Annotated in this window: 19 protein-coding genes and 1 riboswitch; of the genes, 11 read left to right on the forward strand and 8 right to left on the reverse strand. The window is 58.2% G+C overall.

The window, feature by feature from the left end; all coding sequences use genetic code 11:
* Positions 1-5 precede the first annotated feature (5 nt).
* From NZ705_04590 to NZ705_04600, 3 genes are read left to right on the forward strand one after another with little or no spacing between them, the layout of a single operon-like run.
* Entirely contained in the window at positions 6-407 is a 402-nt protein-coding gene (locus NZ705_04590) for a DUF3110 domain-containing protein (GenBank protein MCS7292237.1), read from the forward strand.
* 3 nt (positions 408-410) lie between these two features.
* A complete protein-coding gene (gene lysS, locus NZ705_04595) occupies positions 411-1,913 on the forward strand; it encodes a lysine--tRNA ligase (protein MCS7292238.1) in 1,503 nt (500 codons plus the stop codon).
* A complete protein-coding gene (locus tag NZ705_04600; GenBank protein ID MCS7292239.1) occupies positions 1,906-3,075 on the forward strand; it encodes a phospholipid carrier-dependent glycosyltransferase in 1,170 nt (389 codons plus the stop codon). The genes lysS and NZ705_04600 overlap by 8 nt, the downstream gene beginning before the upstream one ends.
* A 2-nt stretch (positions 3,076-3,077) precedes the next feature.
* On the opposite strand, the gene NZ705_04605 is transcribed toward NZ705_04600, so the two are convergent.
* On the reverse strand, positions 3,078-4,112 hold the full coding sequence (locus tag NZ705_04605; GenBank protein ID MCS7292240.1) for a deoxyhypusine synthase: 1,035 nt from the start codon (positions 4,110-4,112) through the stop codon (positions 3,078-3,080).
* Between the two features lie 341 nt (positions 4,113-4,453).
* On the opposite strand from NZ705_04605, the gene NZ705_04610 reads away from it, so the two are divergent.
* The gene (locus NZ705_04610; protein MCS7292241.1) at positions 4,454-5,458 is read left to right on the forward strand and encodes a phosphoribulokinase; all 1,005 of its coding nucleotides are present in this window, start codon (positions 4,454-4,456) and stop codon (positions 5,456-5,458) included.
* Here the strand turns inward: NZ705_04610 and pcrA are convergent.
* Positions 5,455-7,770: a DNA helicase PcrA gene (gene pcrA, locus NZ705_04615; protein MCS7292242.1), complete on the reverse strand. Its 2,316-nt coding sequence runs from the start codon at positions 7,768-7,770 to the stop codon at positions 5,455-5,457. The genes NZ705_04610 and pcrA overlap by 4 nt on opposite strands.
* A 61-nt stretch (positions 7,771-7,831) precedes the next feature.
* On the opposite strand from pcrA, the gene NZ705_04620 reads away from it, so the two are divergent.
* A complete protein-coding gene (locus NZ705_04620) occupies positions 7,832-8,662 on the forward strand; it encodes a sugar ABC transporter permease (protein MCS7292243.1) in 831 nt (276 codons plus the stop codon).
* Here the strand turns inward: NZ705_04620 and NZ705_04625 are convergent.
* From NZ705_04625 to NZ705_04640, 4 genes are all read right to left on the reverse strand, one after another.
* Positions 8,659-9,321: a hypothetical protein gene (locus tag NZ705_04625; protein MCS7292244.1), complete on the reverse strand. Its 663-nt coding sequence runs from the start codon at positions 9,319-9,321 to the stop codon at positions 8,659-8,661. The genes NZ705_04620 and NZ705_04625 overlap by 4 nt on opposite strands.
* A 1,953-nt stretch (positions 9,322-11,274) precedes the next feature.
* The gene (locus tag NZ705_04630) at positions 11,275-11,763 is read right to left on the reverse strand and encodes an NAD(P)H-quinone oxidoreductase subunit J (GenBank protein MCS7292245.1); all 489 of its coding nucleotides are present in this window, start codon (positions 11,761-11,763) and stop codon (positions 11,275-11,277) included.
* 10 nt (positions 11,764-11,773) lie between these two features.
* Positions 11,774-12,496: an NADH dehydrogenase subunit K gene (locus NZ705_04635; GenBank protein MCS7292246.1), complete on the reverse strand. Its 723-nt coding sequence runs from the start codon at positions 12,494-12,496 to the stop codon at positions 11,774-11,776.
* Positions 12,493-12,855 (reverse strand): NAD(P)H-quinone oxidoreductase subunit 3, encoded by a 363-nt coding sequence (locus tag NZ705_04640; GenBank protein MCS7292247.1) that lies wholly within the window; start codon positions 12,853-12,855, stop codon positions 12,493-12,495. Before NZ705_04640 ends, NZ705_04635 begins: the two co-directional genes overlap by 4 nt.
* A gap of 131 nt (positions 12,856-12,986) precedes the next feature.
* Between NZ705_04640 and NZ705_04645 the strand changes: the two genes are divergently transcribed.
* Positions 12,987-15,122, forward strand: a complete 2,136-nt coding sequence (locus NZ705_04645; GenBank protein ID MCS7292248.1) for a protein kinase — start codon at positions 12,987-12,989, stop codon at positions 15,120-15,122.
* Here NZ705_04645 and NZ705_04650 read toward each other — a convergent pair.
* Together NZ705_04650 and NZ705_04655 are read right to left on the reverse strand one after the other, a co-directional pair.
* Positions 15,097-16,644, reverse strand: a complete 1,548-nt coding sequence (locus tag NZ705_04650) for an MBL fold metallo-hydrolase (GenBank protein MCS7292249.1) — start codon at positions 16,642-16,644, stop codon at positions 15,097-15,099. The genes NZ705_04645 and NZ705_04650 overlap by 26 nt on opposite strands.
* Before the next feature lie 9 nt (positions 16,645-16,653).
* Positions 16,654-16,776, reverse strand: coding sequence for a hypothetical protein (locus NZ705_04655; protein MCS7292250.1), 123 nt, complete (start codon positions 16,774-16,776; stop codon positions 16,654-16,656).
* Between the two features lie 123 nt (positions 16,777-16,899).
* Positions 16,900-16,995: riboswitch (TPP riboswitch) on the forward strand.
* 8 nt (positions 16,996-17,003) lie between these two features.
* Between NZ705_04655 and thiC the strand changes: the two genes are divergently transcribed.
* From thiC to miaB, 5 genes are read left to right on the forward strand one after another with little or no spacing between them, the layout of a single operon-like run.
* On the forward strand, positions 17,004-18,374 hold the full coding sequence (gene thiC, locus NZ705_04660) for a phosphomethylpyrimidine synthase ThiC (protein ID MCS7292251.1): 1,371 nt from the start codon (positions 17,004-17,006) through the stop codon (positions 18,372-18,374).
* A gap of 2 nt (positions 18,375-18,376) precedes the next feature.
* A complete protein-coding gene (locus NZ705_04665; GenBank protein MCS7292252.1) occupies positions 18,377-18,901 on the forward strand; it encodes a GNAT family N-acetyltransferase in 525 nt (174 codons plus the stop codon).
* Positions 18,902-18,910: 9 nt separating this feature from the next.
* Positions 18,911-19,432 (forward strand): inorganic diphosphatase, encoded by a 522-nt coding sequence (locus NZ705_04670; protein ID MCS7292253.1) that lies wholly within the window; start codon positions 18,911-18,913, stop codon positions 19,430-19,432.
* 6 nt (positions 19,433-19,438) lie between these two features.
* Positions 19,439-19,816, forward strand: a complete 378-nt coding sequence (locus NZ705_04675; GenBank protein MCS7292254.1) for an aspartate 1-decarboxylase — start codon at positions 19,439-19,441, stop codon at positions 19,814-19,816.
* A 37-nt stretch (positions 19,817-19,853) separates the two neighbouring features.
* Positions 19,854-21,179: a tRNA (N6-isopentenyl adenosine(37)-C2)-methylthiotransferase MiaB gene (miaB, locus tag NZ705_04680; protein ID MCS7292255.1), complete on the forward strand. Its 1,326-nt coding sequence runs from the start codon at positions 19,854-19,856 to the stop codon at positions 21,177-21,179.
* Positions 21,180-21,182 lie beyond the last annotated feature (3 nt).

The following is a 21,182-nucleotide window of genomic DNA, read 5'->3' on the forward strand; positions in this document are numbered from 1 at the left end:
GGGTCATGCCCCGTTTTGTTTACAATAAAGGCATTGTGGAGATAACGGGGTGGTCAGCAACGATGCAGGTGTACGTCCTGATCTACAATCCGGGTACCGACAACGAGGGGATTCACAGCCTGAAATTGCAAGGCGAAGACACGATTTTAATGTTTGAAGACCGGGACGACGCTGTGCGGTTTGCTGACTATTTGGAAGCCCAGGATTTTCCGGTACCGACGGTCGAAGCGATTGACCCTGAAGAAATTCGCCAGTTTTGCGAAGAACACGGGTTTCACTACCAACTGGTGCCCGCCGGAACCTTGCTTTTGCCCCCCGAGCGGAATGTCGAGCGCACGGACTGGCAACCCACACCTGCTGACGATGGGTTGGACGAAATTCGCCGTCGCCTGGAACGCTTGCTGTAGGCCATGACCCATCGCCCGGGGGAGGAACTGCGCCAGCAACGCCTGGAAAAAGCTCACCAGTGGCGACAGGTCGGCGTTAATCCCTATCCCTACCGCTACGAACGCACCCACCACACAGTCGAACTGCAAAAGCAATACCACGACCTAGCGCCCGGGGGAGAAGTAGCAACGACCGTTCGTGTGGCTGGTCGGATCATGGCGCGACGGGTGTTTGGGAAACTTGCCTTTTTTACCCTGCGGGATGAACACGGCACGATTCAGTTGTATTTGGAAAAACAGCGCATCCAAGCCGGGATGGGAGAGGCGGCGTTTGAGCAACTCAAGCAATGGACCGATGTGGGGGATTTTCTCGGCGCAGAAGGCACAATCAAACGCACGGAAAAAGGCGAGTTATCGGTCTATGTCCAGCGCTATGAACTGCTCACCAAATCCCTGTTGCCGTTGCCGGATAAGTGGCATGGGTTGACGGATGTGGAAAAACGCTATCGCCAGCGCTACGTGGATTTGATTGTCAATCCCGACGTTCGTGACATTTTCCGCAAGCGAGCGAAATTGGTGCAATTGACGCGCCGGTACTTGGATGAACGGGGTTTTTTGGAAATGGAAACGCCCGTGTTGCAACCCCAAGCCGGTGGCGCTGAAGCCCGCCCGTTTATTACCCATCACAACGCGCTGGATATGGACTTGTACTTGCGCATTGCCACGGAGTTGCACCTGAAACGGCTGGTGGTGGGGGGATTTGAAAAGGTGTACGAACTGGGGCGCATCTTTCGCAATGAAGGAGTGTCCACACGCCATAACCCCGAATTCACGTCCATCGAGGTCTATCAAGCCTACGCCGACTACACCGACATGATGCAATTAACCGAAGATTTGATCACGACGGTCACGCAGGAGTTGCTGGGCACGTTGCAGTTGACCTACCAAGGGCAAGCGATTGATTTGACGCCGCCCTGGCGCCGGGTGACGATGGTGGATTTAGTGCGAGACAAAACGGGCTGGGATTTCTACAAGTTTGACACGCTAGAGCAGGGGCAAAAAGCGGCGCAGCAATGTGGGTTAATCAACGCCGATGAACATGACAGTTTGGGGCGCTTGTTGAATGCCTTGTTTGAAGAGTTTTGCGAGGTGGATTTGGTGCAGCCCACGTTTGTGCTGGATTTTCCGGTGGAGGTTTCTCCCCTGGCGAAAAAACACCGCACCCAACCGGGATTGGTTGAGCGCTTTGAGTTGTTTATTGCGGGACGAGAGTTAGCTAATAGCTTTTCAGAATTGACCGACCCCATTGACCAGCGCGAGCGATTTGAACAGCAGGCTGCCCGTAGAGCTGCTGGCGACCTGGAAGCGCACGGGGTCGATGAAGATTTCTTGACCGCGCTGGAGTATGGGATGCCGCCAACGGGGGGCATGGGCCTGGGCATTGACCGCTGGGTGATGCTGGTGACGGATGCGGCTAGTATTCGCGAGGTGATTCCCTTCCCGCTGCTCAAGCCGGAGCATGGGTAAACGCTGGGGTTACTGGTCCCTGTGGGGTGCGCTCTGGGGCGTTAGTTTAGGCTTGCGGTTTTGGGGCTTGGGACGCTTCGACGAGTTCGTCTTTGATGAAGTCTATTTCGCCAAGTTCGCCCACAACTATTTGCAGAACATTCCCTTTTTCGACGGGCACCCGCCCCTAGGGAAATACCTGATTGCGCTGGGGATTTATATCGCCGGGGGCTTTCACGCCTGGGGGTATCGCTGGGTCAATGCGCTGGTGGGTTCTGCGCTTCCCTTGCTGACCGGATTGCTGGTCTATGAACTGAGTCGGCAGCGATGGTTGGCGTTGGTCGCCGGTTATCTGGTGGCAACGGATGGACTGTTGCTGGTGGAATCCCGCTACGCCCTGATCAATGTGCATTTGATGGCGCTAGGGCTATTGGGGCAATGGCTGGTGTTGCGCCGGCAGGTCTGGGCGGGGGTGTTTCTGGGCGCGAGTGCCGCAGTGAAATGGAATGGCCTAGCCTACTGGTTTGGGGGTCTCCTAGCTGCCATGAAATTGCGCTGGCGTTGGGTTCCCCTGGTGCTAGGGCTGTTCCTGCTTCCCCTGGCAACGTATCTGCTCACTTGGTGGCCCCACCTGCGGCAAAATCCAGAGCGAGATTTGCTGGCCCTGCATCGCGACATGCTCAGCGCCCATACCCGCATTGGCTCCGGGCCAGACGTGCATCCCTACTGTTCAGCGTGGTGGTCATGGCCTTTGATGCTGCGCCCGCTGAGTTACTACTACCAGAGCCACGACGGCTGGGTCACCCATGTCCAGGCGATGGGCAACCCCGTGCTCTGGTGGCTGGTTTTGGCAGCGGTGCTTTTTTCCCTGCCCCAGCTCCGGCGGCGGGATTGCCCCTGGACGCTGCAATTCGCCCTGGGGAACTACCTGCTCCAGTGGCTGCCCTGGGCGCTCATCCGGCGGTGCGTTTTTCTCTATCACTACCTGCCGGCGCTGGTGTTTGGGTGTGTGGTGTTGGCGTGGGGGCTGGTCACCCTTTGGCAACGAGGTTACCAGCGAGTCGCGGGGGCCTTGCTCGCTTTACCAGCTATCGCCCTGGCGTTTTGGTTGCCCGTGTACCTAGGGTTGCCCTTGACCCCCACTGCCTGGCGCTGGCGCTTTTGGTTGCCCAGTTGGATTTAGCCCTAGACAACCGCCAATTGCCGCTGGAACAACTGGGCGAGTTTGCGGGGTTGCCGGTGGCGCCAGTGACCCTTGCCATAGACATAGCCCGCCAGCAACGGGAACGCCAGCGTTGCTTCCGCAAACACCATCTGCTCGGTGCTCATATCCACCTTGCCCCAGGAATGGGCTTCCCGCAGCGTGGAACCCGACAGCGCCCCATCCCGCTCATCCGCCACCGTAATCTGGATGGCATAGCGGTGCATCGCCGTTTCAAACCCCAGCAGTTCCGCCGCCACCACCGTATCCTGGGCAAAGTTTTTGGGCACGCCGCCCCCAATCATCACCAAACCCGTCGCTGGGCTGGCCAGTTTGCACTGGGTGAGTTCCCGGAAATCCCGCACCGAGTCAATCGTCACGTGCCGGTCGGGGGAGTACCACTGGTGATAGACCAGGCCAAACCCCGCCGAGCAGTCGCTAAACGCCGGCACAAAGATGGGCACCTGGTGCCGATAGGCCGCCAGCACCACCGACGGTTCCGTCACCCCCCGTCGTTCTAGGTACAACCCCATCTGCTCAATAAACTCCCGCGACGAGTAGGGGCGCGGCTCCAGACCATCGGCAATTTCGGCGATCACGTGGTCGCACACCCGCAACTCCCGCTCATCAATGTAGGTGTCGTAGATGCGGTCAATCTGGTGCTGGCGCAGCAGTTCATCATCCGCCAGCGGGTCGCCCACGTAATGCCGGAACCCCAGCGCTTCAAAGAAATCCTGGTCCACGATGTTGGCGCCGGTGGAAACAATCACATCCACCATGTGGTGGGTAATCAAATCCACCACCACCTGCTTGAGTCCGGCGCTAAACAGCGACCCCGCCAAACACAGGATGATGGTGCAGTCCGGGTCCTGGAGCATCCGGTCGTAAATTTGGGCAGCCCGTCCCAAGTTGCGCGCCTGAAACGCCATCTGCGCCATCGCCTCGACCAGACCCACCACGTCAAATTGTTTAATGTCGATCGCCTCGACCGTCTTTTGCAACAACTCCCGACGTTCCATTTCTCTGCCTCCTAGTCCCAAAGCAAAAATTTCCAGTGCCACGACTGTCGCTTCACCTTCCACAGGGAAGGTCAGCGGGGACTAGGCGCTTCACAACGGTCATGCCAAAACAGGCCAGGGTCCGATTCCCGCCGCTTCTCCAACTGCGTTTCCAGGTACCACAACCCGGCAACTCGCCACGCAACTGGCATTTGTGCAACACTAGGCACGGATATTCCATTTATAAACTATAGCACCCTCATCGCAAAACGCAATCCCTGATCCCCAGGGGGAAAATTCGGTGTTGTGAGGGGTTGCACCTTCTGTTACAATCGTCGCAACAGTAATTTTCACGACAAGATATGTCCAATCGTTCAGAGCCAATCGTCGTCATTGGGGTGGCAGGAGACTCCGGCTGTGGGAAATCCACCTTTTTGCGCCGGCTGACGGACTTGTTTGGGGCCGACTTGATGACCGTCATCTGTCTGGATGATTACCACAGCATGGACCGCAAGCAGCGCAAGATTGCGGGCGTGACGGCCCTCAACCCGAAAGCGAACAACTTTGACTTAATGTACGAGCAGATCAAAGCGCTCAAAGAGGGCAAGCCCATCGAAAAGCCCATCTATAACCACGTGACCGGTACGATTGACCCGCCGGAAACGGTTTATCCCCGTCCCATTGTCGTGATTGAGGGGTTACATCCTTTCTATGATGAACGGGTGCGGAACCTAGTGGATTTTGGCGTTTATCTCGATTTGGACGATGCGGTGAAGATCGCCTGGAAAATTCAGCGGGACATGGCCGAACGGGGGCATACCTACGAGGATGTCATCCGTTCCATTGAAGCCCGCCGTCCCGACTTTATGGCCTACATTGACCCCCAAAAACAATACGCCGATGTGGTGATTCAAATTCTCCCTACCCAATTGATTCCCAACGATACGGAACGAAAAGTTTTGCGGGTGCGGATGATCCAGCGGGAGGGGCGCCCCGGCTTTACACCGGTTTACCTGTTTGACGAAGGCTCGACCATTACCTGGATTCCCTGTGGTCGCAGGCTGACCTGTTCCTATCCGGGTATCCGCCTGTACTATGGTCCCGAGGAGTACTTTGGCCATCCGGTGTCAGTGCTAGAGGTGGACGGGCAATTTGACAAGTTGGAAGAGCTGATTTACATCGAACAACACCTCAGCAATACGTCCACCCAGTATTACGGCGAGCTGACCGAACTCCTGCGTAAGCATCCTGAATACCCTGGCTCGAACAACGGCACAGGGCTGTTCCAGGTGCTAGTGGGTCTCAAGATGCGGGCGATGTATCAGTATATCCGTTCCCAGCACAGTCCCTTGCCGGCGGCGGTCTAGTCCTCCAGGGGGATCAATTTCTCCCGGCGCGGGTCAATCAGGTGGAGCGTGAACCGGTTTTCGAACCGGACAAACAGGAAAGGGCGCTTGGCGTCGTCTGAAACCGCCACGACTTTCCCCACACCAATGGTCTGGTGCAGGCAACGGTCCCCAACTTGCCAGCGGTGGGTGTTTTTGCTTCTGGGTTTAGATGGGGGGTTTGGCGCGGGTAGCCCAAACCGGCCTCGGTCCATCTCCACCACGTGCGGGGGTAACTCCTGCAGAAACATTGAGGCCATAGCCGGTTCCCGCTGGTTGCCGTAGAGACGCCGGGAAGTGGCGTGGGTAAGGAACAGGCGCTCCTTGGCGCGGGTGATGCCCACGTAGCACAAGCGGCGCTCCTCCTCCAGGGCCGCCGGGTCGTGCAGGGCGCGGAAATTGGGAAAGAGACCCTGCTCTAACCCCACCAGGAACACCACCGGAAACTCCAGCCCTTTAGAGGCATGCAGGGTCATCAGGGTCACCCGGTCCGCCCCTTCTTGCAACTCGTCGGTGTCTGATGCCAACGATGCGCTGGCTAGAAAGCCCACCAGTGAAGGGTCGTCGTTTTCTTCGCCGTACTGGATGGCAGCGTTCACCAGCTCCTGCAGGTTCTGCAACCGTTCCAGAGCCTCGTCAGTGCCCTCCTGTTCCAGTTCCCGCCGGTAGCCCGATTCGGTCAAAATCCCCTGGATGATCTCCGGCGCCGTCTTCTGGTTCAGTTCCTGTTGCCAACGCTCAATCAGTTGCACAAAATCCTGGAGACCTTTGCGGGTGCGGCTGGGGAAGGCGGCCAGTTGGTCGGGGTCTGTCAGCACTTGCCATAGGGAACGCCCCTGAGCCATCGCTTCTTGCACCAGTTGGTCCAGCGTCACCTTGCCCAGGCCCCGTTTGGGGGTGTTGATCACCCGCAGCAGGCTTAGGTTGTCAGCAGGGTTAACCAGCAGGCGCAGGTAAGCCAAGGCGTCCTTAATTTCTTTACGCTCGTAGAACCGCACGCCCCCCACCACGCGGTAGGGCACATTGCCCCGCACCAGCACCTCTTCTAGGACGCGGGATTGGGCGTTGGTGCGATACAAAATGGCAAAACTCCGCCAGGTGTACTCAGGGTGTTGCTGGCGTAACCGGCGCAACTGGTGCAGGACATAATCGGCCTCGTCCCGCTCGTCGGTGGCTTCAAAGGTGCAGATTTTGTGGCCGGCTTCGCGGGTCGGGCGCAACACCTTGTCAATGCGTTCCTGGTTGTGGCGGATCAGGTGATTGGCCGCCTCCAGGATGTTGGCGACTGAGCGGTAGTTGTCCTCCAGCTTGACCATCGTGCGGGTGTCGTCGTCGGGAAGACGGTCGCCAAAGTCGTTTTGAAAATTCATCAGGATAGTGAAATCGGCACCCCGGAACCGGTAGATGGATTGGTCCGCGTCCCCCACCACAAAAATCGAGCGATTGTCCCACGCTACGTCCTGAATCTCAGCGCCCTGGGTAACTAGCAACCGAATGAATTCGTACTGGATGTGGTTGGTGTCCTGGTATTCATCTACGGCGATGTGGCGAAATCGCTGGTGCCAGTAGGCCAGCACCTGCTCGTTCTGACGAAATAAACGCACGGGCACCAGGAGCAAATCGTCAAAGTCCAGGCTGTTATTGCGGGCAAGTTCCTGCTGGTAACGACTGTACACTTCGGCGATGACCCGGCCTCGGTAGTTGGGCTCTTCCCGTTCATACTGGCTGGGGGTTTTCCCCTGGTTTTTCAGGCGACTGATGGTGTAGTAAACTTGGCGAGGTTCAAACCGGCGCTCGTCCAGATTCATTTCGTTCACGATTTGTTTGATCAAGCTTTGGGCGTCGTTTTCGTCCAGGATGGTGAAATTGCGGGTCCACTGGCGTCCCTGTTCGTCCCGATATTTCTCGATGTCATAGCGCAGGAGACGGGCGCACAAACTGTGGAACGTCCCCATCCACAGATAGCGGGTGAACTGCTGATAGACCTGGGAGCGCCAGTGCTGCTGGGCTGCCGGTGAAAGGCGCGTCCAATCTTCCTGCGCCCGTTGTGCCAGCCGTTGGGCCAGTAGGTCCTCCACTCGCGTTTTGATTTCCCGCGCCGCCTTGTTGGTAAAGGTGACCGCCACGATATGTTCCGGGTCCACGCGGTAGTGCTCCAGCAGGTAGGCGATGCGGTAGGTTAGGGTGCGGGTTTTACCCGAACCGGCACCGGCTACCACCAGCAGGGGGCCGCAAAAATGTTGTACAGCCCGCCGTTGGGCCGCATTTAAACCCGATAAAAGCCAATCATCCATGCCAGGGGGCACAACCGTTGGATGGTATTTTAACATTGGGACTTTCTCGGCTTGGCTGCCGATGACTCGTCTGTTGCCCTGGTTGTGCCTGGCACCGGCGCTGGGTCTTTTAGGCGTCTTTACCTTCTGGCCAATGGGGTTTCTCGTGGGTTTGAGTTTGACCCAGGGTAGTCTGACCCGCCGTGGAAGCTACTGGGTGGGGTTGGCCAATTACGCTCGCCTGCTCAGCGACCCCGATTTTGCGCAGGTGCTGGTCAATACGCTGATTTACACGGTGGGGACGGTGGTTCCAGCGGTGATATTGCCCCTGGTGCTGGCGGTGATGTTGAACCAAAACCTGCCGGGCCGGAGCCTGTGGCGCTTGCTCTACTTTTTGCCCTCTGTCATCTCCCTGGTGGCGGCGGGTTTGGCGTTTCGATGGCTGTTTCAAACCGAGGGGCCGTTGAACCAGTTGTTCCACCTGTCCATCCCCTGGCTGAGCCAACCCTGGGGGGCGCGGGTGGCGCTGATAGTGGTCAGCGTCTGGCATCAATTGGGCTTTAACCTGGTGGTGTTTTTAGCCGGTTTGCAAACGATTCCCCTGACCCAGTACGAAGCGGCGTTACTTGATGGCGCCAATGCCTGGCAACGGTTCTGGTACATCACCCTGCCCAACCTGCGGCCCACGCTGGTGCTGGTGACCGTCACAACGACCCTCTTTACCCTACGCAACTTTGAACCGGTGTACGTGATGACCGGCGGCGGCCCCTTGAACCGCACCAACATCCTGGTTTATTACATCTATGACCAGGCATTTAACCAATTTGATTTGGGCTATGCGGCGGCGGCGGCAGTGGTGCTGTTTACCGTGGTGTTGGGGTTGCTCCTTTGGCGGTTAAAGACGGTTGGCTAACGTCGGCATTGGAGATAGTAGTGCCACAGCAAGCGGGCGGCCACAGCACGCCAGGGTCGCCAGGGCGCCGTTACTTTGGACCAGTCGCGGACGCTGCATTTGGCGGGTAAGCCGTAGAGCTGTTGGACAGCCCATTCCAGCGCCAGATCGCCGGTGGGCCACACGTCAGGACGCCCCAACGCCATGAGTAGATAAATGTTGGCCGTCCAGGCGCCAATGCCGCGAATTTGGGTTAATTCCCCATAGACCTGCTGGTCATCCTTATCCTTCAGGGCCTCCAGGTTCAGACGCTGTTCCCAAATCGCTGTCGCCAAGTGACGGATATAGGTCTGTTTAGGGCGGCTGACGCCACAGCATCGCCATTGTTCAGGCGTCAAGGCCAACAGTTGCTCGGCGGTAAAGGGCTGGCAAAGCGCTTGCAACCGGTTGAAGATGGCTTGGGCGGAAGCCAAGGACACTTGTTGCTCCAGGATGATCTGAACCAGGGTTGCCAAACCGGGCGGGCGTAACCACAAAGGCGGCGTCTGCACCTGGGCATAGACTTGGGCTAGCACAGGGTCCTGTTGGGTGAGAAATTGCAGGCCCTGTACTAGGGTGGCGGGATTGATTGTCAGGCGTGGGACGCTTGCCATCGGCGCCGCTTCCAAACCGCTGATCATCGCTGATCAACGCTGGAACTTGCACTGAGTGCAAGCCTGTTGAACCTATCCAGTGATGGCTCACCAGTGCCAACTTCCTGCTTCATTGCACACGTAGCTCGTAGACCGACTTCCATCGTTCCGCCGCCAGAGGTGGCTCCACAGGCAGCCACGGTCGGGCTGACCGCGGGGGCTAGGTAGGAGTGCACTAGATTGCAAGCGGCATTGCAGTCCCTATCAACTGGACTGTCCGAACCAAACCCACAGTGGGAACAGACAAACCACTCGCTACTACCTAACCCTTTATGGATATGTCCACATCTTGAACAACGCTTGCTAGAAGGATACCAGCGGTCGGCTATCACCAACCGACTACCGTACAGCTGGCATTTGTATTCAAGTTGTCGTCTGACTTCGTACAGTCCTATGTCTGCTATGGTGCGTGCCAGCCAGCGATTCCTCAACATACCCCTCACATGCAAATCTTCGATTACGATAGTGCCGTGGTTCTTGGCTAGTCTCGAGGTTAGTTGATGGATGGCATTGGCACGTAAGCAGGCTATACGGTAGTGCACCTTAGCTATCCGTATTCTGGTCTTCTCACGATTGGCTCCTCCTTGGACTTGACGACTCAACTTTCTTTGCAACCGCCGCAACTTCTGCAACGCCCCTTTCAAGGCATGCGGATTCTCAAAGACTTCACCAGTCGAAAGCACCGCGAGCTTCCGACCCCCTAGGTCAACCCCGACAACGTCTATTTTCTTCGGCGTGGGCTGCGGTTCAACCTCGTAGTGGAACGACACAAACCACCGGCCCGCTCGCCTGCTAACGACGACGCTCTTTGGCTGAACCGCCGAGAGTGTCTCGTAGCACCGCACCCAGCCTATCTTAGGAAGTTTAATGCAGTTGCTGCTGATGCGAACCGACCCTTCAAGATAAAAGCTGTCGTCCCGGTTCTTCTTCTTGAACCGCGGGAACAACGCGGTCTCTAAGTCCCGTAGCGCCTGCTGGGGGGCGTAGCCCCAAGGGTTCTCCCGCTTAACTTCAGCAACCAGGCGCTTGTGCAGGTCGATGGCACTGGGGAGCTTTTGCTTGTGGTCGGGACGCTCCCGGTTGTGTTGAAACACTCCCTGGCAAACCTGCAGGCCCCAGTTCCAAGCGTGTCGTGCTACTCCCGCGTGCTTCGCTAGCAAAGTGCGCTGCTTGTTGTTCGGACGGAGCTCCGTCTTAAAGCCTAACAGCATATGTACCGTTTTACACCATTATCCACTTCTGTCCATCGTCTTGAACACCTAGGTCATCCCTCCAAGGCTACGGGGCAGGGATACATTTCATCTTGCCAGAATGCGCACGTCCTGAACCCCTGTTGATTACGGCTCAGTCATTATCATCTCTGGTAGTCCTGTTCTTGTCATGGATAGGCCAAGGCCAGATAATCGCTCCACTGATTAAGCCTTATTGACAATAGTCGGCAAGGGAATCGCGCTTTATGAAGCTATGCTTTGACCAGTGCTACAACGCATCATTACCTACATAGATCATTGAACTGCTTATGTCTATGCATTAACGATGGTCTTTTTCATCTTATAGCCAAGCACAGAATGCTTGACATAGGCAGCAACCGGAATCCTAGATGCTTTCGCGTTGGTTGCTTCTCAAAGGCGACAATCTAAACGTTTTCTGCTTGCTGGGTATCGGCATTGGCCTATTAGCTGTAATCCCGTTAGGAGATACGCTTGGTATCCTTTAAGAGTGTCGTCCCAGGGGCTGAGTTGGCAATCGTTTTACCTGCTGTTGACCAGGTTGTGGATAATGTGGTGATTAACTGGGTTCAATCCCGTTTGGGTTCTACTTTCATTGCCAATTGGCTCTCAGGTAGCTGGTGTCCTGGGAATCCTACTCCGTGTCAAGGATTCCTGCATGAAAGGGACAGGGCTTCATGCTGCACCTGTCCCCATGACAGGGTTATTCTCTTCAGTAGGCATCCTGCAACTCGTAAAAATCGGGCGTGATATAGTCCTTGCGCATCGGCCAGCCCACCCAGTCCTCTGGTAACAGGATGCGCTTCAAGTGCGGATGACCAACGTACTCGATGCCGTAGAGGTCGTAGGTCTCCCGCTCCTGCCAGTCTGCTGCTCGCCAAATCCAGTAGACGGACGGCACCTTCGGGTCATGGCGAGGCAAAAACACCTTGACGCAGACCTCCTCGGGCCGGTCGGCGTTGTCCGCCAGTTTCACCAGGTAGTAAAAGCTCACCAGGTCTTGCCCTGGCCCGACGTCATAGCCCCCCTGGCAACGCAGGTAGTTAAACCCGTAACCGTAGAGCGCCGTGGCAATTGGCAGGAGTACGTCCCGCTCCACCCGCAGGATTTCCACACCCTGGTGGTCGCGCCCCAAGTACTGGTGGGCAAACCCCTGCTCGGTCAACCAGCGGGAAATCGGGCCCACCTCAGTTGGAGTTATAGTTCCAGGTTCAGGATTTGCCGCCACCGCTGACCTCCACCGCTTGGGCTTGCAATGCCGGAGGAACTGGCATCCCCATCGCTTGGGCCAACTCCAAGGGGGGCGCTTGCCGCGTCGGGCTTTGCAGGTATTGACCCGTATGCACCGGCGGTACCACCTTCAACTCATGCTTAACCGTGAAGTAGCGGTGGGTCTGTTCGTACAACCGCCGTTCCCGCGCATCCTCCTGGGCAATCTTCTTGCGCAACTTGATGATGGCATCAATGATAGCCTCAGGCTTGGGCGGACAACCCGGCAGGTACACATCCACCGGAATGATCTTGTCCACGCCCCGCACGACGGTGTAGGAATCGGTGCTGAACATCCCCCCCGTAATCGTGCAGGCCCCCATGGCAATCACGTATTTGGGGTCAGGCATTTGCTCGTACAACCGCACCAACGCTGGCGCCATCTTCATCGTGATCGTGCCCGCCGTGATGATCAAATCCGCCTGCCGCGGGCTGGACCGGGGAATCAACCCAAACCGGTCGAAGTCAAACCGCGACCCAATCAGGGCGGCAAATTCAATGAAGCAACAACTCGTGCCATACAGCAAGGGCCATAGACTCGATAAGCGCGCCCAATCGTACAAGTCATTCAAAGTGGTTAGGATAACGTTATTGGCTAAGTCTTGGGTTACTTGGGGCCGGTCCACCGGATTCAGAATTTTGGCCTCCCCAAACGTCGGCGTCATGACCATTCCAAAGCTCCTTTGCGCCAGGCATAGACCAATGCAATTACCAGGATAGCAATAAAAATTAAAGCTTCAACAAATGCAAGTAATCCTAACTGGTTAAACGCCACCGCCCAGGGGTAGAGAAAAACCGTCTCAACATCAAACACTACAAACACCAGCGCAAACATGTAGTAGCGGATGTTGAACTGTATCCAAGCTTCCCCCAAGGGTTCCATCCCCGACTCGTAATTGGTGCGCCGCTCAGGACCGGTGCCCTTAGCCCGTAGCCAGGCCGATAAACCCAACGCCGCAATCGGCACGAGACTGCACACCAGCAAAAACATTAACAGATAGTCGTAGCCCTGTAGCTCAAACACGCGCAACCCCCCCCTATCCATCTTCTCCCATGATGCCATAGCCGGTCTGGGTGTGCAGAAAAATGGGATCGAGGCCGCCCCCCAGGGGTTTGGGCGGTAAAACGGGCCTGGGTTATTGCTGAAGAACAGTTATGATGAAGGTGGTCGGCCAGCGCCAGCATTCCCTTGGTCCTATGAGCTACTGCCTCAACCCCGACTGCCTTGCCCCGGACAAGAATTCGCCTGACGCCCTTAACTGCTCGGCCTGTGGGAGTTCACTCGTTCTGAAAGGTCGTTATCGCGCCATCAAGCCCATTGGTAAAGGGAGTTTTGGCCGTACTTTTCAAGCGGTGGATGAGAGTCTCCCTTCCCGCCCCCGTTGCGTCATCAAACTGTTCCAGCCTCAGGTGATCACCTCCCCAGAGCAAATGCAAAAGGCGATGGTCCTGTTTGAGCAGGAGGCGGTGCAACTGGACCGGCTGGGCAACCACCCCCAGATCCCTGACCTGCTGGCCTACTTCGTCCTGGAGGGGCGCTCCTACCTGGTGCAGGAATTTATTGACGGGCAAGACCTGGCGGAGGAACTCCTGCGGCAAGGGCCATTTGATGAGACAAAGATTCGCCAACTGCTGGCGGACTTGCTGCCGGTTCTGGACTACATCCATCGGGAGCAGGTTATCCACCGGGACATCAAACCCAAGAACATCATCCGTCGGGCGGCGGACCAAAAGCTGTTTTTGGTGGACTTTGGGGCGGTCAAGTTTGTGCGGGAGTCGGGCCTGTTCAAAACCGGTACGGCCATCGGCAGCAGTGGCTTTGCCGCGCCGGAACAGCTGATGGGCAAGGCGGTTTTCGCCAGCGACCTCTACAGCTTGGGGGCCACTTGCATCTACCTGCTCACGGGCATTTCCCCCGCCAAGTTGTTCAACATCCGCGAGAACGTCTGGCTGTGGCGCCAGGCCCTCAAACAACCCCTGAGCGAAGGCTTGATGGACTTTTTGGACAAGCTGGTGCAGCGGTTGCCGGGTCAGCGGTTTGCGTCGGCGGCCCAGGCTCTCGAGGCGTTGCAACGGCTGGAACAACCGGCCCGGTCGGTGAGCACGCTGGGACGGCTCGGCGCATTGGGAACCCCAGTCAATCCCTTGCCGGGATTAGGCCGCTTGGGCACGACCCCGCCGGTGACGCTGAAAGGGGATGGTGGCACCTCGCCACCGGGCTTGGGGACCTTTCCCCCCGGTCAACCAAGTTGTCTAGACGTGGGAACAACGCCGCCGAGTCGCTTAGGCGTTACTTCGGGTCACTTGCGCCCTCCCACTCGGATTGGCGCGCCCACGCCGCCGCCTCAGGTGACGACCGTCCAGACGGAACCGCTGTGGCCCTGCGAGCACACGTTAACGGGGCATAGCCACTGGGTCAAGGCCTTGTGCTTTAGTCCCGACAGCCGATACCTGTTCAGTTGTGGCCGCGATGGCGCGGTCCTGTGCTGGAACTTGAACAGCCCGGCCTATCCTCGGCCCCTGCAGTGGGGGGGCAACCCCGGCGGCCTGCATGCTTTAGCCCTCAGTCCCGATGGCCGGTTTTTGGCGGCAGCTGGCGAGGACCGGGTGATCAAGATTTGGCAACTGCCGGGGGATAAACCGATTCGCACGCTCGGGAATTTGTTTAACAAGCACGGGGGGACAATTGACGCCCTGGCAATTCGCCCGGATGGACTGGTTTTGGCTAGCGCTAGTGAGGACCGTACGGTGAAGCTGTGGCAGGTGGACAACGGCGCGCTTCTGACCACCCTACATGGCCACGCCAGCTATGTGCGCTCGGTGGCCTTCACCCCGGATGGGCGGTTAGTTGTCAGCGCTAGTTGGGATAACAGCGTCAAGGTTTGGTTGACGGATGGGGGTGACCCCCTGCGCAACATCATCGGGCCGTCGAGCTTCAGCGGCAGTGGCTTTAACGCTGTTGCCGTCAGTCCCAACGGGCGGGTGATTGCTGCTGGCGGCGAGGATACGGCGGTCCACCTGTGGCACCTGCACAATGGCGACCCAATTGCCACCTTGACGGGACACCGGGAGGGCGTGCGGGCGATTGCCTACAGTTCTCAAGGGCGCTACCTGGCCAGCGGCGGGTGGGAAGGGGAAATCCGCATTTGGGATGGGCAATCCTACGCCCATCTACTGACGCTGACCGGCCATGAGAAGGGGATCACCTGTTTGGCCTTTAGCCCGGACCAGCAGTGGTTAGCTAGTGGCAGTCGCGACAACACCATCAGGCTGTGGCGGGTGATGCGCTAGGGTCTTTGGGAGTAAAGGCGTCGCAGTAGCCCTCGGGCGCCACCTGGAGACCCATCAGGGGTGATTCCGGCTGGGTACAGCGTTGCCCGCGGTAGTACCGGCAATGGGCGCAGGACCGCTCCGGCGTAGGGGGCGTGGCCAAGACTTCTTTGGGCGTGAGTCCCCGCAGCACCAGCTCGTCGCCTTGCCAGCGGGCTTCCACCAGTCCTGTGGCGCTGAAGGGCAACCAGCGCGGGTCGGCCTTCAACGTCGGGGGCAGTTCAATGCGCACACCCGTGGCGGTTTCGTGGAGTTCGCCCTCGTAGCTCCCTGCCGGTTCGGTCGTCGGGCCAACCACCCAGGTCCCCACCGGCAATTCCAACCAGGCGCCCGGCGACGGCACATGCACGTGATAGCGGTTGCGCAGCTCCTCCAGCCCCGCCAGGTCCTCCAGGTAGGGAAGCAACCCGTGGATCAACACCAGATGTTGCGGGCGCAGGGTGTGAATCAGCTGCAAGGTGGCTACGCCGTCGTTGTGAGCCTGGAGCAGGTAGGTCTGGTACGGCACCTCCCGAGGCAAGGGTTCGCCCTCGGGCCACAGCACCCACCAGTCCCGGCAGTCTTCGTCAATGAAATCGGGCAAATCGCTACACAGCAGCAGGTCAAACCGGTCGGGCGGCTCGTCCACCCGCCAGCGATAACTGTGGGGATACACCCGGTCATCCCAAAACAGCCCCTGGTGACGGGCAAAATTCTGGACAGGGGCCGGTAAAAACGCCAGTAGGTCCCACAGGGCGTCACATCCACGCGCCACCACCGGGTCCACACCGATACACACGGGGCGGCCCGTCAGCAGGTAATGGGTGCGCAACACCAGTAGAATTTCCTGGGCGTCGCCAATGCCTCCCGCCACGATACACACCCGCTGGCCTCGCGACAGACCCCAAACGACCAGCTCCGCCAGGTGTTGTTCCTGCTGCTTGCGCCGGGGATATTTGCGCGTGCCCGCTGGCGCTCCCAGGATGAGCACATCGGGATGCAACCCCCGCAACTCGTCCAATCGCAGCCCTTCCGTCAAGCGCGTGTTGGCCAAAAAACAATTCCCGGCGTAGAGCAGCGAATACACCCGCTCTGGCGTTTGGTACTGCACCCACACCAGGGAGGCCCCTGGGAGATGTCCCGCCGGGAGCAATTCCACCGTCAGGTCGGGGGCCAGATGCACCGGCAACCGCCAGGGCAACCCGGTTCCCAATCCCGACAATCCCTCCTCCACCGGCCAGTTTAGGGGCAACAGGCGGTGGGTCACTTCACTGGCGTAAATCGGTAGCTCGGGAAAGCCCCGGTGCAACGCCAGCATACCCCGGGCATGGTCAGGGTGGGCATGGGAACAAACCACCCAGTCCGCTGGCGGCGTCAGGTCAAAGTAGGGGTCGAGCCGCGAGAGTCCACAGTCCAGCATCAGCCGGTACGGCCCTAGATGCGCCACTAAGCAAACACCAGCGCCCCCATGCCCTGGACTGTAAACCCGGCATCCCAGGGTCATGAACCGGCGTCAGTGGGCCGAACCGTTGCCGTGGTAGTTATCCGTATCGTAAAAGCCGTTGCGCGTGCCGAAGTACAGCGTCGCCAGGGTAAACACCATCGTCAGTCCCAGCACAACTGTTTTTACATCCATGGGCGGTCTCCAACATCCCCCTGTGATCACCATAGCGAATTCGTCCCCCCACGCTCCGGTTGCTCCAGGGAAAACTTTATGTTTCCAGCCAACCCGACCGGACAACGCCCGTGTTAAAATGGCCAGTATAGCTAGGGGTGTCCCCGTTAGGGGGCTGAGAGCATACCCTAAGAACCTGAACCGGGTCATACCGGCGGAGGGAAGCTAGCATTTCTTGAGGTGTTTATATGGCTCATTTACGTACTGCTTGGGTGGCCCCCCGCCGGGGTCAGGCCAACGTCACCCAAATGCACTATGCGCGGCGGGGGATCATCACGGAGGAGATGGAGTATGTGGCCCGGCGCGAGCAGTTACCGGTAACCCTCATCCGGGACGAAGTCGCCCGAGGACGAATGATCATCCCGGCCAACATCAATCACGAAAACCTGGAACCCATGTGCATTGGCATCGCCTCCCGGTGCAAGGTGAATGCCAATATCGGCGCATCGCCCAACTCGTCCGATATTCAAAAGGAGTTGGAAAAGCTGGCTCTGGCGGTGAAATACGGCGCCGACACGGTGATGGACCTGTCCACGGGTGGGGGCGATTTGGATGCCATTCGCACGGCCATCATTCAAAATTCGCCGGTGCCGGTGGGAACGGTGCCTGTTTACCAGGCGTTTGAGTCGGTGCATGGCAATTTGGACAAGCTCACGCCCGAAGTGTTCCTGGATGTGATTGAAAAGCAGGCCAAGCAGGGGGTGGACTACATGACCATCCACGCCGGGATTTTGATGGAACACCTGCCCCTGGTGAAAAACCGAATCACCGGGATTGTCTCGCGGGGCGGGGGGATCATGGCCCGCTGGATGTTGCACCACCACCGGCAAAACCCCCTTTACACCCACTTCCGGGACATCATCGAAATTTTCAAAAAGTACGACGTGTCCTTCAGTTTGGGGGATGGGCTGCGCCCTGGCTGCCTGCACGATGCGTCGGACGAGGCCCAACTGGCGGAGCTGAAAACCCTGGGCGAGCTGACCCGCAAGGCCTGGGAGCACGACGTGCAGGTGATGGTGGAAGGCCCGGGCCATGTGCCAATGGACCAGATTGAATTCAATGTGAAAAAACAAATGGAGGAGTGTTCCGAAGCGCCGTTCTACGTGCTGGGGCCGCTAGTGACGGACATTGCCCCGGGGTATGACCACATCGCGTCGGCGATTGGCGCGGCCTTAGCCGGGTGGTATGGGACAGCAATGCTGTGCTATGTCACGCCCAAGGAACATTTGGGACTCCCTAATGCCGAGGACGTGCGCAATGGGTTGATTGCCTACAAGATTGCGGCCCACGCCGCTGACATTGCCCGGCATCGGCCAGGGGCCAGGGACCGGGACGATGAACTCTCGCGGGCGCGGTATGCCTTTGACTGGAACCGGCAATTTGAATTGGCCCTTGACCCCGAACGGGCGCGGGAGTACCACGACGAAACCTTGCCGGACGAGATTTTCAAATCGGCCCAGTTCTGCTCCATGTGCGGCCCCAAGTTCTGTCCCATGCAGACCAAGATGGACGCCGAGCAACTCCAGGAACTGGAGAAATTCTTGGCCAAGCAGGGATAACCTTGGCGACGCGACCGCTAGGGCTCCAGGACGTCAGTTTGCTGGCGCAGTTGCTGGCTGCCTGTTTCCCACCGCCGTTGAATCCAGGTGGGTGCTGGACGTCCCTATGGGAACGTACCATTGAACACGACATCCGCCAGCGCCTGGAGCGGGACGGCGACAAAATTCTCTGGCTCGGGACGTGGCGGGAGGGGAAGCTGGTGGGAGCGGTGGAACTCAGCCAGCGCCAGTGGCGGCATAGGCAGTATATTTACCTGGCGAATCTAGCGGTAGCGCCAGCGTATCGGCGTCAGGGGATTGGGCGAGCACTCCTGCAGCTAGCGGAGCAGGCGGTACAGTCCTGGCCCCAGGAGCAGGTGTATCTCCACGTGATGGAGGACAACCAAGCGGCCCGCAATCTCTACGCCCAGTTGGGCTACCAGGTGCAGCGGTGGGAATGGACCTGGCGTACCTGGTTGGGGGGCCCTCGGCGGTTGCTGTTAGCCAAAACCGTTTGCCGGTACAATCAAGAGTGTTCTGCCGTTTGAGGGACGTCTGTGGAGGTCAGTCGCATTCCCCCCCAGCCCGCCGAAGGGCTTGTGCATTTAATCATTGAAATTCCTGGCGGGTCGCGCAACAAGTACGAGCTGGACAAGGAACTCGGTGTGATCAAGCTCGACCGGGTGTTGTACTCGTCGGTGCAGTATCCCTTTGACTACGGCTTTATCCCCAACACCTTAGGCGACGACGGCGACCCCTTGGATGGCCTGGTGATGATGGATGAACCCACGTTTCCGGGGTGCTTGGTGGTGGCGCGGCCCATTGGTATGTTGGAGATGACGGACCAGGGGCAACAGGACGAAAAACTGTTGTGCGTGCCGGCGGACGACCCCCGCTACGCCACCTACAAGTCCCTCAGCGACGTGCCCGCCCACCGGTTGGCCGAAATTGCCGAATTCTTCCGCACCTACAAGAACCTAGAGAATAAAAAGGTTGAAATCGGCGAGTGGAAAGATGTCTATGCGGTGAAACCCTTGATCAGTCGAGCGATTGCCGCATATCAACAACAACAAACGTAACGTCCCATGTGGCGCGTCTTTTTGCTCAGCAAATTGCACAACGCCCGCTTAACCGGCACCTATCCCGATTACACCGGCAGCATCGCCATTGACGCCGATTTGCTAGATAAAGCTGGAATCTTACCCTACGAGCAGGTGCAGGTGGCTAACATCAGCAATGGTCAGCGGTTGGTCACCTATGCTATCCCTGCGCCTGCTGGTTCAGGACGGGTTGAACTCAACGGGGCGGCGGCCCACTGCGGCCAGGTGGGGGACCGGTTGATCATCATGACCTACGGTTTGCTACCCCCTGAACGCTGGTCCCAGCATATCCCCCGCGTACTGCAGTTGGATGAACAGAATCGGGTGATGAGCGCCGACATTACTCCTCTTCCGTCCCTATAATAGGTAGTTGCGAATTATTTTTCCTGCATTTTTTACCATGCCCCGCACCTATCACATCGTCACCTTTGGGTGTCAAATGAACCGCGCCGACTCGGAGCGGATGGCCGGTATTCTGGATGCGTTGGGCTGGCAAGCAGTGGAAGACGAAGACCAAGCCGATTTGGTGCTGTACAACACCTGTACAATCCGCGACAACGCCGAGCAGAAGGTGTATTCCTACCTGGGGCGGCAAGTCAAACGGAAGCGCGAAAATCCCCATTTAACGTTGGTGGTGGCGGGGTGTGTGGCCCAGCAAGAAGGGGAACGGCTCTTGCGGCGGGTGCCGGAGTTGGATTTGGTGATGGGGCCGCAGTACGCCAACCGCTTGGGCGATTTACTGGAGCAAGTGGAACAGGGGCAGCAGGTGGTTGCCACCGATGAAATTGACATTATCGAAGACATTACCAAGCCCCGGCGCAGCAGTCGCGTCACCGCCTGGGTGAATGTGATCTATGGCTGCAACGAGCACTGTACCTACTGCGTGGTGCCCCTGGTGCGCGGCAAAGAGCAATCCCGGCAACCGGAGGCCATCAAAAACGAAATCATGGACTTGGCGGCGCAGGGGTATAAGGAGGTGACGCTGCTGGGGCAAAACATTGACGCCTACGGGCGGGACTTGGGGACGCGGCCAGACGGGCGGTACCGGGTGACCCTGACGGATTTGCTGTATTACATCCATGACGTGCCGGGGATTGAGCGGATTCGCTTTGTCACTAGCCATCCCCGCTACTTTACCGAGCGGTTGATCCGCGCCTGCGCCGAATTGCCCAAGGTGTGCGAGCACTTCCACATTCCATTCCAGTCAGGGGACAATGACATTCTCAAAGCCATGCAGCGGGGCTATACCCGCGAACGCTACGTGCAGATCATCGAAAAAATCCGGCATTACATTCCCGATGCCGCCATCAGCGCCGATGCCATTGTGGGATTTCCCGGGGAAACCGAGGCCCAGTTTGAACAGACGCTGCGCTTGGTAGAGGAAGTCGGTTTTGACCAGTTGAACACGGCGGCCTACTCGCCGCGACCGGGCACACCGGCGGCTACCTGGCCGAATCAAGTCCCTGATGAGGTGAAACAGGACCGGCTGCAACGGTTGAATCGTCTAGTAGCGCAGGTGGCGGCCCAGCGGTCCCAGCGCTATCTCGGTCGAGTCGAAGAGGTGCTCATCGAGGGCGTCAACCCCAAAGACCCTACCCAAGGCATGGGCCGCACCCGTACTAACCGGTTGACCTTTGTGGTGGGCGCGACGGAACCGGGTCAACTCGTGCCAGTGAAAATTACGGAAGCGCGGGCGTTTAGCTTAACCGGGGTAGCCCAGAACTAGTTC

The organism is Gloeomargarita sp. SKYB120 (assembly GCA_025062155.1).
GTDB lineage: Bacteria > Cyanobacteriota > Cyanobacteriia > Gloeomargaritales > Gloeomargaritaceae > Gloeomargarita.